This window comes from Chryseobacterium gambrini, assembly GCF_027920505.1.
Lineage (GTDB): Bacteria > Bacteroidota > Bacteroidia > Flavobacteriales > Weeksellaceae > Chryseobacterium > Chryseobacterium gambrini.
The window spans coordinates 3,207,681-3,223,177 of record NZ_CP115857.1; the positions used below are offsets into that span (position 1 = coordinate 3,207,681).

At 32.9% G+C, this 15,497-nt stretch carries 17 protein-coding genes; all 17 read right to left on the reverse strand.

The window, feature by feature from the left end; translation table 11 throughout:
- Positions 1–2 precede the first annotated feature (2 nt).
- From PFY09_RS14655 to PFY09_RS14735, 17 genes are read right to left on the reverse strand one after another with little or no spacing between them, the layout of a single operon-like run.
- Positions 3–1,070, reverse strand: a complete 1,068-nt coding sequence (locus PFY09_RS14655) for a hypothetical protein (RefSeq protein ID WP_271160196.1) — start codon at positions 1,068–1,070, stop codon at positions 3–5.
- Positions 1,063–2,013, reverse strand: a complete 951-nt coding sequence (locus tag PFY09_RS14660; RefSeq protein WP_271160197.1) for a glycosyltransferase family 2 protein — start codon at positions 2,011–2,013, stop codon at positions 1,063–1,065. The genes PFY09_RS14655 and PFY09_RS14660 overlap by 8 nt, the downstream gene beginning before the upstream one ends.
- The gene (locus tag PFY09_RS14665; protein WP_271160198.1) at positions 2,010–2,915 is read right to left on the reverse strand and encodes a GT-D fold domain-containing glycosyltransferase; all 906 of its coding nucleotides are present in this window, start codon (positions 2,913–2,915) and stop codon (positions 2,010–2,012) included. The genes PFY09_RS14660 and PFY09_RS14665 overlap by 4 nt, the downstream gene beginning before the upstream one ends.
- A 2-nt stretch (positions 2,916–2,917) precedes the next feature.
- On the reverse strand, positions 2,918–4,714 hold the full coding sequence (gene asnB / locus PFY09_RS14670; protein WP_271160199.1) for an asparagine synthase (glutamine-hydrolyzing): 1,797 nt from the start codon (positions 4,712–4,714) through the stop codon (positions 2,918–2,920).
- A 25-nt stretch (positions 4,715–4,739) separates the two neighbouring features.
- Positions 4,740–5,486, reverse strand: coding sequence for a class I SAM-dependent methyltransferase (locus PFY09_RS14675; protein ID WP_256039528.1), 747 nt, complete (start codon positions 5,484–5,486; stop codon positions 4,740–4,742).
- A gap of 30 nt (positions 5,487–5,516) precedes the next feature.
- A complete protein-coding gene (locus PFY09_RS14680) occupies positions 5,517–6,434 on the reverse strand; it encodes a glycosyltransferase family 2 protein (RefSeq protein WP_271160200.1) in 918 nt (305 codons plus the stop codon).
- Between the two features lie 12 nt (positions 6,435–6,446).
- Positions 6,447–7,115 carry an NAD-dependent epimerase/dehydratase family protein gene (locus PFY09_RS14685; RefSeq protein ID WP_271160201.1) on the reverse strand — a complete coding sequence of 223 codons (669 nt, stop codon included), beginning with the start codon at positions 7,113–7,115 and terminating at the stop codon, positions 6,447–6,449.
- A gap of 14 nt (positions 7,116–7,129) precedes the next feature.
- Positions 7,130–7,966, reverse strand: coding sequence for a 2OG-Fe(II) oxygenase (locus PFY09_RS14690; protein ID WP_185207150.1), 837 nt, complete (start codon positions 7,964–7,966; stop codon positions 7,130–7,132).
- Positions 7,967–7,985: 19 nt separating this feature from the next.
- Positions 7,986–8,921 (reverse strand): glycosyltransferase family 2 protein, encoded by a 936-nt coding sequence (locus PFY09_RS14695; RefSeq protein ID WP_271160202.1) that lies wholly within the window; start codon positions 8,919–8,921, stop codon positions 7,986–7,988.
- 9 nt (positions 8,922–8,930) lie between these two features.
- Positions 8,931–9,863 (reverse strand): glycosyltransferase, encoded by a 933-nt coding sequence (locus PFY09_RS14700; RefSeq protein WP_271160203.1) that lies wholly within the window; start codon positions 9,861–9,863, stop codon positions 8,931–8,933.
- A complete protein-coding gene (locus PFY09_RS14705) occupies positions 9,860–10,687 on the reverse strand; it encodes a glycosyltransferase family 2 protein (RefSeq protein WP_271160204.1) in 828 nt (275 codons plus the stop codon). Before PFY09_RS14705 ends, PFY09_RS14700 begins: the two co-directional genes overlap by 4 nt.
- Before the next feature lie 4 nt (positions 10,688–10,691).
- On the reverse strand, positions 10,692–11,591 hold the full coding sequence (locus tag PFY09_RS14710; protein ID WP_185207142.1) for a glycosyltransferase family 2 protein: 900 nt from the start codon (positions 11,589–11,591) through the stop codon (positions 10,692–10,694).
- Between the two features lie 26 nt (positions 11,592–11,617).
- On the reverse strand, positions 11,618–12,532 hold the full coding sequence (locus PFY09_RS14715; RefSeq protein WP_271160205.1) for a glycosyltransferase family 2 protein: 915 nt from the start codon (positions 12,530–12,532) through the stop codon (positions 11,618–11,620).
- 18 nt (positions 12,533–12,550) lie between these two features.
- Positions 12,551–13,525 carry a hypothetical protein gene (locus PFY09_RS14720; protein ID WP_185207137.1) on the reverse strand — a complete coding sequence of 325 codons (975 nt, stop codon included), beginning with the start codon at positions 13,523–13,525 and terminating at the stop codon, positions 12,551–12,553.
- The gene (locus PFY09_RS14725; protein ID WP_271160206.1) at positions 13,522–14,628 is read right to left on the reverse strand and encodes a DegT/DnrJ/EryC1/StrS family aminotransferase; all 1,107 of its coding nucleotides are present in this window, start codon (positions 14,626–14,628) and stop codon (positions 13,522–13,524) included. The genes PFY09_RS14720 and PFY09_RS14725 overlap by 4 nt, the downstream gene beginning before the upstream one ends.
- On the reverse strand, positions 14,621–15,082 hold the full coding sequence (locus PFY09_RS14730; protein ID WP_185207133.1) for an acyltransferase: 462 nt from the start codon (positions 15,080–15,082) through the stop codon (positions 14,621–14,623). The genes PFY09_RS14725 and PFY09_RS14730 overlap by 8 nt, the downstream gene beginning before the upstream one ends.
- Complete coding sequence (locus PFY09_RS14735; RefSeq protein ID WP_185207131.1) at positions 15,079–15,480, reverse strand: sugar 3,4-ketoisomerase; 402 nt, start codon at positions 15,478–15,480, stop codon at positions 15,079–15,081. The genes PFY09_RS14730 and PFY09_RS14735 overlap by 4 nt, the downstream gene beginning before the upstream one ends.
- Positions 15,481–15,497 lie beyond the last annotated feature (17 nt).

A 15,497-nucleotide genomic window follows, 5' to 3' on the forward strand; every position in this document is an offset into this window, starting at 1 on the left:
GTTTATAATTTTATGCTTCTGTGTTCCGCCTGTAAATATATAAGTTTTTTCTTTTCAATGCTTTTATTAAGGCGTTTTACCAGAGCTTGCGGAGTGAGATAGTCGCTATAATAATCTAAAACATTTTTTCTCATTGCAGCAATTTCGTGTTCCTGTAAAGTGAAAATTTCCTGCTCAAGAATTTGTTCTAAATGATTAAGGTTTTCGAATATAATGGCATTCATTTTATGCTGAAGATTAGGATACATTACCTCAGCATATTCTTTTTGTATAAGAGGAATGGTGCCAACTGACATTGCTTCAATCACGTTATGACAAAGCGGCATTACGACTCCGGGACAACATAAATAAAAGTTGAAATAGGAGAGTAGTTCCCGGATATCCTCCATTTTTATAGGATAATTTTCCTTGATCGCGAAAACATATTTTTCATCTAAATTCTCATTTGAAGAGACGATATCATTTTTACCATAAATAGAGACAAAGTTCTCTTTTTTCTGAAAAAAATCTAAAAGTGTAACTCGTGTTTCCACTGTAAAAGCAGTTCTTTTGATATCTAAATAAGCTTTAGCATCAAAATTTCCATAACAGAAAATAGAATTGAACCTTTTTCTGTCAGTATCCACTTTATGGTTCCATATTTCTTTATTATACATGAACGGATGAAAACTCATAGGAACATGAAAAGCATGTTCATCAATATTCTTATGCTCGAAATAAGTGGAAAAGTAATCAGGACTAAACATTTCATCGTTTATTTCGATAAAATTTTCAGGAAGATTTTTTTTGTGAATGCTTAAAAAGTTTTTTTCCCGGACAATAAGTCCTAAATAGCGGTCTTTATTTCTTAAATTTCTGAATCTTGCAAAATTCATAGGATAAATAATGTTGTATCCTGAAAGCTGATAGAATTTAACCAGCAAATAAAAAAAACGATGGTATAGATTTGGGTTTTTAAAATTGATCAATAAAGTTTTGTCCTTCTTCGGCGGACTGTAAAACTTTAATTTCACATAAGCCAAAGAATCGCTCACAAGCCTTTTGATCTGGTTAATTTTTGTATTAATCATGAGGATTGTTTAAAGCATGAAACCGATATCTTGTTTTCAGAAATTCCGGATTTTGCAGTGCTGTAGCTAAAAATGAAAGCCATTTTTTTAATCCCTTCTGATTCGCTATTTTGAAACTGAAATAATCGAGTGCTATTTTTTTTGCGTATTCTTTTTCTAAAGAATTGGCTTTGCTCCACAAATAAACTGATTCACTGTATAGCAAGCTGTTTTTATAAAATTTTGAAGAATAAGGTTTTATCTTGGTAATTCTGTTGTCATCATGAATTCCTCTCATGGCAATCGCCTGATCGATAATTCCGGACTTTAGATGACAGAGGTATGCCAGTTTAAGATTGAAATCGGAATCCTGATGTACGCGGAGATTTACATTAAAACGAAGATGAACTTTGTCTAAAGCAGATTTTCTCACCGTTAACGTATTCAAATGAAAAAAAGAACCGAATGTCTTTGAAGTTAAACCGAGCAGACCTCTGAAAACCTCTTTTCCTTCCGCAGGATAATTAACAGTAGTAAGAGATGATTCCTTAAATTTTTGCTGAAATTCCTGTTTGCCTTTTTCCGTTAAATATTCCACGCCAATTGCACCAAAAACACCATCGATTTTTGGATCTTTGAAAAGTTCTTTTTCCGCATCAAAGCGATTGGGAAGATAATAATCATCCGCATCCAGAAATGCTGTGAAATCGCCGGTTGATTTTTCAATTCCTAAATTTCTTGTCGCTCCTGCGCCATGATTTCCTTTGTCAGGGTGTTGAAATAATTTAATTCTGGAATTTTCTGAAGCAAGTTCTTTGCAGATTTCCAGAGAATTGTCTGTAGAACAATCTTCTGCCAAAATAATTTCTATTACTTCTTCAAATTGCAGAGCAGATTCCACCGATTTTCTTAAAAATCCGGAAGCGTTATAAACGGGGATGACCACAGAAATATTCAGGTTCATTCTTTTATTTCTAAAATGATACTTTCTTGATAAGGTCGAGCAAATTCCTCCGGAATATCGAAGGATTCCTGGCTTTCCGCTTCATTAACATGACGTCCTTCGATCGCAATTTTTTCCGTAGCTTTTCTCAAAAACCAGATGTATTCAATATCAATATGTCCGATATCGATTGCCCAATAATTGTCTTTAGCCAGATCGTAAGCCAAAATCGTTGCGGAGGGACCTAAAGCCGCCAAAATAAGTCTGTCTTTTCCAAATTCCGCTGCTGCTTCAAAAATTTTATCATAACATCTGAATGCATTCTTTTCGGGACAGATAATCCTTTTAAGAGAAGCTGCATTTTCAAACAGATCATTTCCTACACCCAGTCTGGAATATCTTCCCTCAATTATCAGGATATCTTTTTTATCCCATATCTTTTTGAGAGATTTAATGATGTCTAAATTCCTTTTTTCAGATTTATCTTTATAACCGAGATAAAATCTTGTAATGAATGAATTTCCGTAGGTTTTGTTTTTATCTAAAAAAGGAGAAACTCTGGAACCGTAATTGTTAATGAATTTTTTCCACCAATATTTTGTAATAATATCAAAAGAATGTACTGACGCAAGCGGTTCAGGAAGACATACCAAGTGATTTTTGAGATCTGAAGCAATCACTTCGCACATTTTTTTCCGGATTCTTTCGCTGTTTTCCTGAAATTCCAGTTCGTACTGCGGAAGCATCAATCTGAATTCTCCATCTCCAAACCTGCTTACGGAAAGTTTGTTTTTAATAATATCATCAATAGTATCTTTTATATTCAGAATACGGAAAGACGGAAAGTCAGCACGAAGTTTCCGGGTATTGAAAAGCCACTGATAATAATAGAAACGGGACGTAATTCTTTTTTTCAGACTCATGATTACAGATATTTTTCGTTGTTATGAGCCCAAAGAGCCAGTTGCAGAAGACACCAGTGTTTATAATCTTTGGTCAGTAGATTCTGAGTCGCCTTGAAATCGATGTAATTAAAAATTTTCTGATTGGGATTTTTTAACAGTTCATCGGAAAAGCGGAGAAGGCTGTCTTCTGTAAACCAGTTTTTAACATTCATTCCGAATCCCTGTTTATGTCGTTTTCTAATGGTTTCCGTCCAGTAAGAGCCCATCGATTCGCGAAGGATAATTTTATCGTTATCGTTACTAAGTTTAAGATTTTCCGGAAGCTGAATGCAGAATTCTGCGAAATCCAGATCAAGAAACGGCGTTCTTACTTCTAAAGAGTTTGCCATTGCCATTCTGTCGGATTTTACCATCATATTGGACGGTACAAAGTCTTCAATATCCAGTCGCATGATATCATTTAATGAATCCAGATCTGGGATAAAGCTGTAAGGCTGATCATAATCCGAATGCAATCCTAAAGCCTGTCTTTCTTGCTTTGAGAAAGCTCTTCTTACATAGTTTTGGTGAAAATCGAGAATGTTTTTGTTTTCAATATTCTGTTGACTGATAAAAGAGATAGGTTTTATTTTCTGATACAGTTTTAATCCAAACTGGGCAATAATATTTTTGTAACTGAAATGATTTCTCAGTTTATTTTCAATGGTGTAGAAGTTGTAGCCGCCGAATAATTCATCTCCTACATCTCCCGAAAGGACAACGGTAAGATTTTTCCGTGCATTTCTGCAGATTTCAAAATGCGGAATTGAAGAATAATCTGCAAAAGGTTCATCAAAAAAAGGAGAAGTTTTTAAAAGAGCTGTTACCAGATCTTCTTTTTTTTCGTGAACTTCAATGTGGTTGGTATGGTATTTATCGGCTATTTCTTTGGCATATTTCAGTTCGCTGTCTTCATGATCGTAGCCAAAACTTATGGTTGTCTGTTTGGGTAAAAATTCGGCAACAAGTCCTACAATGGAAGAAGAATCTAAGCCCCCACTCAGAAAACTTCCTACTTCAACATCGGCTACCAACTGTTTTTTCACAGCATTCTTTAACAGATAAGTAAATTCTTCTTTAGCATCCGATAAACTGATGGTACTGTCTTTTTTGGGAAGACTGTAATATCTTGAAACGGAGATATTGCCATCTTTCAAGATCAGCTGATGAGCAGGAGGGAGGGCATGAATATTTTCGTAAATACTCTGATATGTACTTACATAACCATGCTGAAGGTAATGAGAAAGCGCGAGATTGCTTACTTTTGGACGGATAAGCCCTGAAGCGAGGATTGCTTTGACTTCTGAGGCAAAAATAAATTCATTATTGCTTCCAATTGCATAATAAAAAGGTTTTTCTCCAAAACGGTCTCTTGCACAGAACAGTTCCTGTTTTTCGTTATCCCAGATGGCAAAAGCAAACATTCCCGGAAGATCATGGATGAGGTTTTCTTTTTTCCTCTGATACATGGCAAGAATTACCTCCGTATCTGAACTTCCTCGATAAGGATATTCTGGATAATGTGCCTTAATATCCTGATAACCGTAGATTTCTCCGTTCAGTACGATGCATTCGTTTTTTGTAGAGGAAAACATGGGTTGTTTTCCGTTTTCAGAAAGATCAATAATAGAAAGTCTGCGATGTCCTAAAGCTGCATTTTCGTAAAATTCAAAATGAGAAGAATCCGGACCGCGATGGGCGATAGCATCGGTCATTTTTTTCAGTTCTTCCTGATAATTTCTTGCGTTGGTGGTGATGATTCCCGCTATTCCGCACATACCTTTTAATTTTAGTTGATCTTACTTATTTTTCGCAATAGAAAATATCTTCATCAGGATTAAGACCAAATTTCTTATATTTTTCCGAAATATTTATTCTTTTTACTTTAAAACCAACACTTTCCAGCCTTGATACATAATCCTGTCCGTAAATTCTCACATGATCGAACTGCCCGAATAATTCTTCTCTTTTATTTCGATCGGTGATGGTGAAATCTTCATGAGTCTGTTGGCTGTTTTTTGAAATAGGAACCTGCAAAACAGCATGACCTCCCGGTTTTAAGACTCTGTGAAGTTCCTTCATTGCTTTCGTATCTTCAGGAATATGTTCTAAAACATGATTGCAGATGGCAAGATCAAAATGATCATCTTCATAAGGAATATCCATTACATTCATATTTTTTACATGACTTGGATAATCATATCCCTTTGTAAATAAATCTCCGCAGATGTATTCTTTTACATTTGATTTTAAAAATATATTTGAAAGCTTCGGTTCCGGAGCAATGTGAAGGATGCTGAAATTTTTGTTGTCTGTAACTTTCAGTTCTTCAATTAAAAATGCATATAAAAGTCTCTCTCTGTCTCTTGAATGGCATTTGTAGCATCCTGCAGCGCGTCTTCCGCCGCCAATTACCTGTTTGTCTCTTAGTACTTTAAGATCATGTCCTACCACTTCCAGATCTTTAGAATCGTAACCGCAATAGGGACAGTGATAGGTGGAACCTGAATGGGAAAGTAGTTTTATTTTGTTTGCAATTTTATTTATCATTTTAAGTATTTTTAAATATTGAATATGGATTTAAACGTTCAGAAATGAGGGCGATTTCTTTTCCACGATATTTCTGAGTTCAGTTAATTTTTTTTCCTCGGAAACGATTTTCTTATATTTTGATGCTAACTTCTGATAGTTATTTTTCTTTCCGGTAAACATATTTTTTAGCATACTTTGTTTGAGTGCTTTTTTCTCTGCCTTAAGAGAATCCGGAATAGAGGGATTCATGATGTTGGTTTCTATTCTGAGGTCTTCGTATTTTGTATAATCGACCTTAGACAGAGACTGTTTTCCGTCATGTACCACTTTGCTCTCCGGAACAAGTAACGTTTTCTTCTTGTGGAATAAAATGCGGTTTACATATTCTAGATCTTCGCCGTAATGAAAAAAATAAGGGTTGAATCCTCCTACCACGTCAATGGTTTCTTTGGGTAAAAACCAATGAGCAGCATTGATGAAGCTTATTTCGTAAAAGGGCTGTAAAGTCTGGAAATAGAGATCAGAGATCAGTCTTGTTTCAAAATTATGGGCAATGTATTTATCAAGAAAAATATCCAGTTTCTTTCCGGTTCCGTCGATATGCATTGGGCTCAGTATGCCTATTTCTTTTTTGTCAGGATGAAGATTGTAAACATGAAGGAGCTTTTCCAGGCTGTCATTAAAAATCCATGCATCCTGATTCATCAGATAAAAAAAATCGGCTCCTTTTTGATAGGCTTTTTCGATCCCGATATTATTGGCTTTTCCGAATCCCAGATTCTTTTCAGACTGAATTAATTCAACTTCGGGAAAATTTGCCGTAATGTATTTTTGTGTGCCGTCTGTGGAACCATTGTCTACCACAATACAGTGAACAGGAACAGAAGACTGCCTTAAACTTTTAAAGCATTTTTCTGCCCATTTCATGGCATTGTAGGTAACAATAATAAAATAAATTTTAGGCATTTGTGTTCTGTTCTAAATATATTTTTCGGCTAAATTTTTTAAATAATTTTCAGCATCTATTCCGCTAAAGAAATCGTTGACCGATTCATCAAAATCAACTTTATAAAAGTCTCCTTCATCCGATTCCTGATAATTCGCTTCTTTTTGAAGCTTATTCCGTATGGCTTCTACAATTTCCTTTAAATCATAATAATACGGATAGGCAAAGTTAATGGTTTGGTTATTAACATTTGCACAGTTTGATTCTAAAAATTCCGTAATATCATCAATATCTAGCAATAATCTTCTGGCTTTCTGATGCAGCATAAAATTACTGCCCTGTATAATCTGTGTTTTAAGGAAATTAAACAGGGTATTCGGGTTTCCGCCTTTGCCTACAATATTACCGACCCTTAGAATGATATAGTTTTTGCAGTTTTCTTTTATGAAATTTTCAATTTCCAGTTTGTGCAGAACATATGGGCTTTGCTGTTTTGAAAGATCATTCACACTTAAAGTAGAAAAATAAAAAAGCTTTTTTTCCTCATGTGGTATTATGCTGTTTTTTAGAAGAGAAAATTCTCTTTCAAATTCCGAGCTTCTTGTTTCGAGGGAGTTTGAAACTCCGGAAGCAAAGTAAAGATGGTCTTTGGAATCGATATTTTTTAGTGAGTTGGCAATGAGTCCGTTTCCTATAATCATTATGCTTTTATTTGTTACCCTCTGAAAATTTTATTAAACACCCTTTTTGCTAAAGACGTTTTTGGGGAAAGATGCTGTTTTTTTCTCTGCTCATTCTCATTCCATGCATTTGTGTCTTTGTCGGAGTCTTTTCTCTGTACAAAAAGAGTATTGTGATTTTCTTTGAAAGCAATTGCTTCAGATTCAGGTCTGCCGTTGGAATAATAATATAATGCCAATGATTTACGGCTTCTTTCTTCAGGACAGTTTAGAGGATCTGGGTGACCATGATAAGAATTTGATGTTGTTGAGAACATTGCTAATGTATTGAATTTAGGAGCAATTTTTGTTTCACATTTTGTCATATCTTGATTCCATAATTCAAAATGACCTCCGTATTCATCCTTCCATTCTTTATTAAGATATACTAAAACATTAACTCTTCTGTCCAAACCATTGGTTGGGTTTTTATTAAAATCTGCATGAACTTTTAGAAGTCCTCCTTTTTTTATTTCATGAAGTCCTCCTCCTGAAAAATAAGGATCTCCATATAGTGGCTCTTCAATACCGGTAAGTTTATTTACAAAATTTAAAAAAGGTTCCGAATTTAGAAAATACATTAATTCTCTTGTTTTTGGGCCAAAAGATTTTTCACCTTTACCTGCAAATTTTTTCTGTAAAGGATCATTAAAGCTAATTGCATCTTGTTTGGAAAGATCAGGAAATTCTTTCAATACTTCTTCTAAAAATTCAGGATTAAAAAAATCATCAAAAGAAATGCTCGGGAATGGATTTGCATTTTTATATTTTAAAGAATTTTCTTCTGCAAATTTTAATAGGTCTTGGTTTTGGGAATTCAAAAAATTATTCATAGTGTTATATGTGTTTATGTTACGATTGTTTTTGGAGTGAAGTTACTTCTCTTTTATAAACATTTCTAATGGTATGTAAGCTCCATTTAAATATTAAGTATACTTTTTGGGGGTTTAATGTAAATTTAGATAAAAAGTTATAAACAAAATAAGCAAAAGCAGCTTTAAAAAAACGCAATTTCGATATCCCTCTGGAATAAGACATCAATGTGTAATAGAAATAAGCTTTTAATTTCAGGATATCATAATTGGGATTATATTTTTTGATAAATGGTATAATGACAAAATCTTTTGACATAGACTCATAAGTTGTCTTTTTTGAGATACTGTCTTTAAACTGTCTATATGAGCTTAATTGGGCTTCAAAAACTTTCATTTTTCCATAGCATCCAGCCAATAAGTATAGACATCTATCGGCTGAAATTATTTCAGTTGGAAAATCTTCTTTTAAGATATCCTTTCTGAAAAAAAGAGTAGATGTCTGAGCTATCTTTAGGTCAGTCATGTTTTCTTTTGTTAATTCTCTTCCTTTATGTTGCGAAAAAGAATGACTGGGAATGTCTAGGTCTTCATAAATAACTAAAGAATCTCCGGCTGCTGCGGAAAAATCAGAATTATTTTCTAAAAAATCAAATTGCTTCTGGAGTTTTTGTTGATCAATAAAATAATCATCACCATCTAAGACAGAAATGTATTTTCCTAACGCTTTAGAAAAAGAAAATAATGTGTTTTTTACATATCCTAAATTTGGAACATTTTTAAAGTATTTTATCTTACTTCCTTTTGGATGTGATGCAATAATTTCATTAATGATAACTTCAGTGTTATCAGGAGAATTATCATTACATACAATAATTTCATAGGTGCCACTAAACTCCTGAGCGAAAATGCTCTCAAGACATTCTTTAATATATTTTTCGTGTTTATAAGTGGTGATACAAACGCTTACATCCATATTATTATTTTAAATTCTAAATAGATCGGCTATTTCAAGATACAAGTAATTATGACGAATACATCTTAAAACGTATATTTTCTTTTTTAAAAATCCTAGTGATTTTAGATAATTGTCTCTATTTTTAATAAAAACAGAATAAGTTTCTGTTTCTTTTTCATCTTCCTTGGGATTTATTTCCTTGTGTCTTTTCAGAATCTCCAGATATATCCACACATATTCTTTAAAATACTTTTGAGATCCTGTACTGTTTTCTTCTTTTTTATCAGATTTATATCTTAGACCATAGACTTGATTAGGGTGTAATCTGTAGGCAGATAAAGATTTAGGTATGAAACCTAATTTATTTTTTGAGCTTAACTTTTGTACAATGTAATAATCATGGGCTATAGGAAAATTCTCCATTTCGTATTTTCTAAGAGCTTCTTTCTTTATAGATAAGGCACACCCTAAAATAAAACTCCCTTTTTTTACTAATGCCGCAAAAAGCTCATTGTTTTTTATTTCCTGAAAAATATTTTCATGACTTATATTCTTCCAATTTAAATACGATGGAAATGTTTTATTATCATCAATTAATTTTAAATCATGAAAGACTCCATCAAATTGTGGATTTTTCTCAAAAAAATAAATAGTTTGCTCCACTTTATCTTTTTCCCAGATATCGTCCTGATCACTAATTACAATGATTTCATTTGTGCAGAGTTTGATGGCTTTTTCAAAATTTTTAATAAATCCTAAATTAGTTTCATTTTTAAAAACTTTAAAAATTTCAGGATTGTTGTTCTGATATTCGGAAAGTATTTCTAACGTCTTATCGGTAGAACCATCATCACAGATTACAATTTCGTTCACCGAAACAGTTTGAGCCAGAATGGAATCCAACTGTTCAGTCAAATACTCTTCGCCGTTGTATGTACATAAAGCTACTGAAACCTTCATAATTTGAAAAAATTAAAGAATTTATTTATAAGAACGTATCTTTTACTTGCTAATATTTTTTTCAGGTTATTATTTTCTGCGATTATTTTTTGATTATTTCTATAAAGGGTCTGAAAACTTCCAAGCTCTTTTGTGAAAAACTCAATATGCTTTTTATAAATAAGATTTTTAGAAGACATTACTTTAAAAGTACTGTCTGTAGATTTCATTTCTTGAATCATGGATACTTCCTTAATTCTGTAATAAAAACAAATTTCAGGGATTTTATAAACCTGTCCGCCATTTTTCAGAATCGAAATCCAAAATTCCCAGTCTTCCCAGCCATAGATAAGATTAGTATCATAACCATTGACTTTTACCCAGTCTTCTTTTTTGAAAAAAGCGGAGCAGAATATTACGTTTTCTACAGCAAGTGCTTTTGTGCTGAAATTTTCTAATATCCATTTCCCGGTTTCCGTTCCAAATTTTTCAGCTTCACAATAAATAATTTTATAAGTACTATCGAATTGCTTTTCGGCTAATTCTAAATATCTGTTGCTAATTTTGTCATCCGCATCCAAAGGTAAGATCCATTTTCCTTTTGCGACTTCAACTCCTGCATTTCTTGCAGAAGACAATCCTCCGTTTTTTTTATAAATATATTGAAAACGAGCATCTTTTTCTATCCATTTTCTGGCTGCTTCTTCTGTACTATCAGGCGAACCGTCGTTTACAATAATACATTCCCAATCCGGATAAGTTTGATCAAAAACAGATTGCAAACATTCATCAAGATATTGAGCCTGATTGTAGCAAGGAACGATTATGGATATTTTTGGACTCATCTTTTTAAATGAATTTATTTAAAAACAAATAGATTGAAGAAGGGACTTTATATTGTAAAGCCAGATTAAGCCTTTTAATATTAAAAATATAATTATTGTAGGCTTCCAGATATTCTGAAGGAAGTTTTTTTCCGCTAATGTAATATTTTTGGGTAAGACTGTTAATTTTTGACCTTATTTCTCCATCTTTATCAAACATCATCTGAAGAATAAGACCTTCCATATCAATTCTTTCTTTCTTTGAGGATGAAAGATTGGTCGTATGCATTCTGTAATAAGCTAATTTTTTTGGAATGTATGCAATGTAATATAAATCGTTGATTTTTAGCCATCTGTAATAATCTTCAACAAGGAAATCAGACTTGTATTCTCCTGTTTTTATCACGGCTTCTGTACGCATTAAAACCGTTAATGCTGCAATTCTGTTACTTTTTATTAATTCTTTTCTAAAAAGATCCTTATCAATATTTCCTAATGCATTATAATCTGCAATATCCTTAGTAATATCTGAATTATCATTAACAGCATAAGTGTCTGTATAAACCATTCCGTAACTATCACCTAATCTATTTAATTCATTGACACACAGTTGGATTGATTCAGGATGCAGAAAATCATCTGCGGCGATAACTTTTACAAATTCACCTTCAACGAATTGAAGACACTCATTAAGTGTAGTTGCTAAACCTGTATTTGTGTGGTGAAAATTACTTTTAGCAGGATAATTATTTTCACTAAGCCAGTTCTCAAAAACTTTTACAGAATTGTCTTTTGAAGCGTCATCAGCTACAATTAATTGTATGTTCGTATAAGTCTGGGATTTAATACTGTCCAGACATTCTTTAATATAAACCTCATGATTGTAACTACAAACTATTATACTGACTAAGCCTTTTTTTTCCAAATCAAATGTTGTTTTATTAATGCTTTTTATTTTACTTTTTTGCCTAATTTTAAAAGAAGATGATATGATAATCGAGGGATATTATTCTTTAAAGCAAATGATAATCTTTTTATTCTAAAAGGATATTTTAAATATTCATCCTTTAATAATGTTGATATTTTTTCATTTTTACGATATTTAGGAGATATAAAATCAAATATGATTTTTCTGTTGATTCCTGTTTTATCGTATTTCATTCTAAGGTAGATGTCTTCTTCTGCCATTCTCTCATTTCGTGTACTTGTGACACCGCTTGGTAAAACCCTGTAATAGGTCAGCTTTTTATTAATGAAGAGTATTTTATTGATCGCATTGATTTTAAGCCAACGATCATGATCTTCAAGAAGGATCGATGGATCATATTTCCCTGTCACTAAAAGAGTTTTCTTTTTCATAAGAACAGTAGGAGCAATAATACAATTGTATTTTACAAGCTGATCGTCTTTTAGCGAATTATCAGGATTAAAGAAGTCCTTATTTTCATAATTCAGAAAGAAATCTACGGGTTTATTATCGTCATCAACAGTCCAGAAATCCGTAAATACCATTCCAAAATCTTCGTCAGAATTTTCTAAAGCATTTACGCACAATTCGATGGATTCCGGATGAAGATAATCGTCTGCTGCAATTATTTTTATGTATTTTCCTTCTGCAAATTCAATACATTCGTTTAAAATTGTTGCTAAACCAGTATTTTTTGTATGAAAATTAGTAACAGCAGTATAAATATTATCTTTCAGCCAATTGCTAAAAACTTCTACAGAATTATCTGAGGAAGAGTCGTCTCCCACAATAAGCTGTATATTTTTATACGTTTGGTTTTTTATACTGTCAAGATTTTCCTGAATGTACTTTGAATGATTATAGGAAACTACAATGACTGTTACTAAAGGATTTTCCATTGCTTTATTTAAATTCTTTTACTCTAATTGCTCTTTCGCTCCTTCAATACCTAATAAACTCTGTACTTTTTTTCCTTGATCGTCCAATGAATAGATCAATTCTTTTAAATCGCCTTTAATAAGATATATTTCGGATGGAACAATGTTAGCATTATCAATGTTTTCAGGAATAACTAATTTCAAAGTGTAACCATCCAAAAACTTTTCATTAAGAAATTCAGGTTTAATATGTATTGTCGGGTTTAATGTATCTACAGAAACCCTGTTCAATTTTGTAGCAACAAGCTGAGAATGTATCGGACTTAATCCGATACGGAAAAGTTTATGTTGTCTAATGTATTGAAAACCATTTTCTTCTAATGTAACAGGATTATGGAAAACTATCTTTCTCAGATGCTTTAAAAGGCCTTTAGAGTGATAGATTGTACCGTCAACAGAAAAAGGATAAGACCAGTGATGAATGTTAGTGTCAGCATAATAATCCCATTCATAATAACCGTCTCTTTTTTCAAGAAAATCAGGTTGGCCTTCCAGATTTTCTCCTACATATAATCTGTAAGAGGAATTTTCGGGATTATTTCTGATAATATTGAAAACTTCTTCAGGAATATTTACATCTTCATAAAATACTCCATCATCGGTATTGAACATTACAAATTCGCAACCACTTTCACGAATTATTTTTTGAAGTAATCCTTTAAAATTATCTCCGTTTTTATTGAATAAATTCCTCTCCTTAAAAAATTTCCAGTCTTTTTTTGAGTTGAGAGCCTTGATATAAGAGAAGTCAAAAAGTACATTCTTTCTTTCAACAAAAAAAATGCCTTTATTCTCATACTTTCTTTTTAATAAATCGTATCCATCTTTATGCGCTCCTGTTGTATGATAAAGAATCACAACTTTAGAATCAGCCTTAAAGTGTTCCAATACAGACTGAATAAGATAATCCAGCTGCACTGCACGATTATAGGAAAAAATTACATTAAGTATCATGGGTTAAAAGAATTTAAGGTTGTAATAACTTTTGAGACTTCATTATCTGTCATTACGGGAGAAATCGGTAAACTTAATACTTCACGATGAATTTTCTCTGTAATCGGTAACTCCAGTGCTTTAAGATGAGAATAAGCTTCCTGATGATGAGGTGGGATTGGATAATGAATTAAAGTCTGTATTCCGTTTTCCTCAAGATAGTTCTGAAGTTGATCTCTTTTTTCTGTTCTGATCACAAAAAGATGATAGACATGGCTGTTCTCTTCGGTTTTATGATTTGGAAGTATAATTGAAGGATTGACTATTTCAGCAAGATAACGATTGGCAATCTCTTTTCTTCTGTTGTTTTCCTCATCCAGATATTTAAGTTTTACAGAAAGCACAGCCGCCTGAATTTCGTCTAATCTTGAATTATAGCCTTGATACTGATTAACATATTTTTTCTGAGAACCATAGTTGGCTAAAGTTCTGATGCATTTTGCAAGGGTTTCATCCTGACAAGAAACTGCACCTCCATCACCTAAAGCACCTAAATTTTTTCCGGGATAAAAGCTGAATCCTGCTGCATCACCCAAACTTCCGGATTTTTTACCTTTCCAGACAGCTCCGATAGCCTGTGCATTATCTTCTACAATTTTCAGGCTGTATTTTTCGGCAAGGGCTTTAATTTCTTCCGAGAAAACGATACTTCCATATAAATGAACCAAAAGAATAGCTTTGGTTTTGGAAGATATTTTTTCTTCTATTTTATTAATATCAATATTATACGTTTCAATATCCGGTTCTACCAAAACCGGAACCAGTTTATTATCTGTGATCGCAAGAAGTGATGCAATGTATGTATTCGCTGGAACCAAAACTTCATCTCCTTCCTTCATTACTCCCAATTCTATATATGCACGGAAAATCAGCCTTAAAGCGTCCAGACCATTGGCAACTCCTATTGCATGAGGAACATTGCAATAGGCTGAAAGTTGTTCTTCAAAGGTTTTTACTTTCTCTCCCAGCAAATACCATCCGGAACGGAAAGTTTCTAATAAAGCTTCCTCAATTTCCTGTTGATGAGAAAGATTTATTTTTTGTAAGTCCAGAAATTTAATCATTGTTATTTTTCTTTAAAAATTTTGCGGGATTTCCCACCCATATTTCATTATCGGGAATATTTTTTGTTACTACACTTCCGGCTCCTACAAGTGCATTTTCCCCGATTGTTACTCCTGCTAATATTGTTGCGTTTGCACCAATGGAAGCGCCTTTTTTCACCAGAGTTTTTATAAGTTTAAATTCTTTATTTTTTGATTTCGGAAATAAATCGTTTGTAAAGGTTGCGTTCGGACCAATGAATACATTATCTTCAAGAGTAATTCCGTCCCATATTTGTACTCCTGGCTTTATGGTAACGTGATCACCAATTATGGCATCGTTTTCTATTAGTACCTGACAGTTTATATTACAGTTTTTACCAATAGTTGCATTTTTCAAAACCACACAAAACTGCCAGATCATGGTACCTTCACCTATGTTTTTAGATTGAACGTCGGCTAATGGATGTATCATGTTTTATAATTTTTAAACTCATCAAAATCTCTGAAATAATCTTTCTCGTCATATAATTCTGAAGCCAAGCACAATAAAACTGCACTATGGCTGAATTTTATATCTCTCCAAATTAGTTTTGGAATATAAAGTCCTTTGGATGGAGTATCCAGAATAAACGTTTCATTATTCCCTTCCATATCTAATGTATTAAACTCTATAGTCCCGGAAACTGCAAAAATGATCTGCTCAAGCTCTTTGTGTGCATGACCACCACGAATAACGTCCTGCGGCGTGTAATACGTCCAGTAAACTCTCTTTATTTCAAAAGGAACGTTTTTTTGTTCTTCAGCTACAGTAATATAACCCAGATCCTGAGAACCTATTTTAGAAAAATGTATAATATGAGGACTATCCATTAATGATGAATATTGTT

Excerpts from the sequence above, each read along its gene's own strand:
- PFY09_RS14725 (WP_271160206.1), bottom strand. The coding sequence starts at position 14,628 with ATGATTAAATTTCTGGACTTACAAAAAATAAATCTTTCTCATCAACAG.
- PFY09_RS14720 (WP_185207137.1), bottom strand. The coding sequence starts at position 13,525 with ATGATACTTAATGTAATTTTTTCCTATAATCGTGCAGTGCAGCTGGAT.
- PFY09_RS14655 (WP_271160196.1), bottom strand. The coding sequence starts at position 1,070 with ATGATTAATACAAAAATTAACCAGATCAAAAGGCTTGTGAGCGATTCT.
- PFY09_RS14735 (WP_185207131.1), bottom strand. The coding sequence starts at position 15,480 with ATGGATAGTCCTCATATTATACATTTTTCTAAAATAGGTTCTCAGGAT.
- PFY09_RS14690 (WP_185207150.1), bottom strand. The coding sequence starts at position 7,966 with ATGAATAATTTTTTGAATTCCCAAAACCAAGACCTATTAAAATTTGCA.
- PFY09_RS14695 (WP_271160202.1), bottom strand. The coding sequence starts at position 8,921 with ATGGATGTAAGCGTTTGTATCACCACTTATAAACACGAAAAATATATT.
- PFY09_RS14675 (WP_256039528.1), bottom strand. The coding sequence starts at position 5,486 with ATGATAAATAAAATTGCAAACAAAATAAAACTACTTTCCCATTCAGGT.
- PFY09_RS14700 (WP_271160203.1), bottom strand. The coding sequence starts at position 9,863 with ATGAAGGTTTCAGTAGCTTTATGTACATACAACGGCGAAGAGTATTTG.
- PFY09_RS14730 (WP_185207133.1), bottom strand. The coding sequence starts at position 15,082 with ATGATACATCCATTAGCCGACGTTCAATCTAAAAACATAGGTGAAGGT.
- PFY09_RS14680 (WP_271160200.1), bottom strand. The coding sequence starts at position 6,434 with ATGCCTAAAATTTATTTTATTATTGTTACCTACAATGCCATGAAATGG.
- PFY09_RS14705 (WP_271160204.1), bottom strand. The coding sequence starts at position 10,687 with ATGAGTCCAAAAATATCCATAATCGTTCCTTGCTACAATCAGGCTCAA.
- PFY09_RS14665 (WP_271160198.1), bottom strand. The coding sequence starts at position 2,915 with ATGAGTCTGAAAAAAAGAATTACGTCCCGTTTCTATTATTATCAGTGG.
- PFY09_RS14660 (WP_271160197.1), bottom strand. The coding sequence starts at position 2,013 with ATGAACCTGAATATTTCTGTGGTCATCCCCGTTTATAACGCTTCCGGA.
- PFY09_RS14685 (WP_271160201.1), bottom strand. The coding sequence starts at position 7,115 with ATGATTATAGGAAACGGACTCATTGCCAACTCACTAAAAAATATCGAT.
- PFY09_RS14715 (WP_271160205.1), bottom strand. The coding sequence starts at position 12,532 with ATGGAAAATCCTTTAGTAACAGTCATTGTAGTTTCCTATAATCATTCA.
- asnB (WP_271160199.1), bottom strand. The coding sequence starts at position 4,714 with ATGTGCGGAATAGCGGGAATCATCACCACCAACGCAAGAAATTATCAG.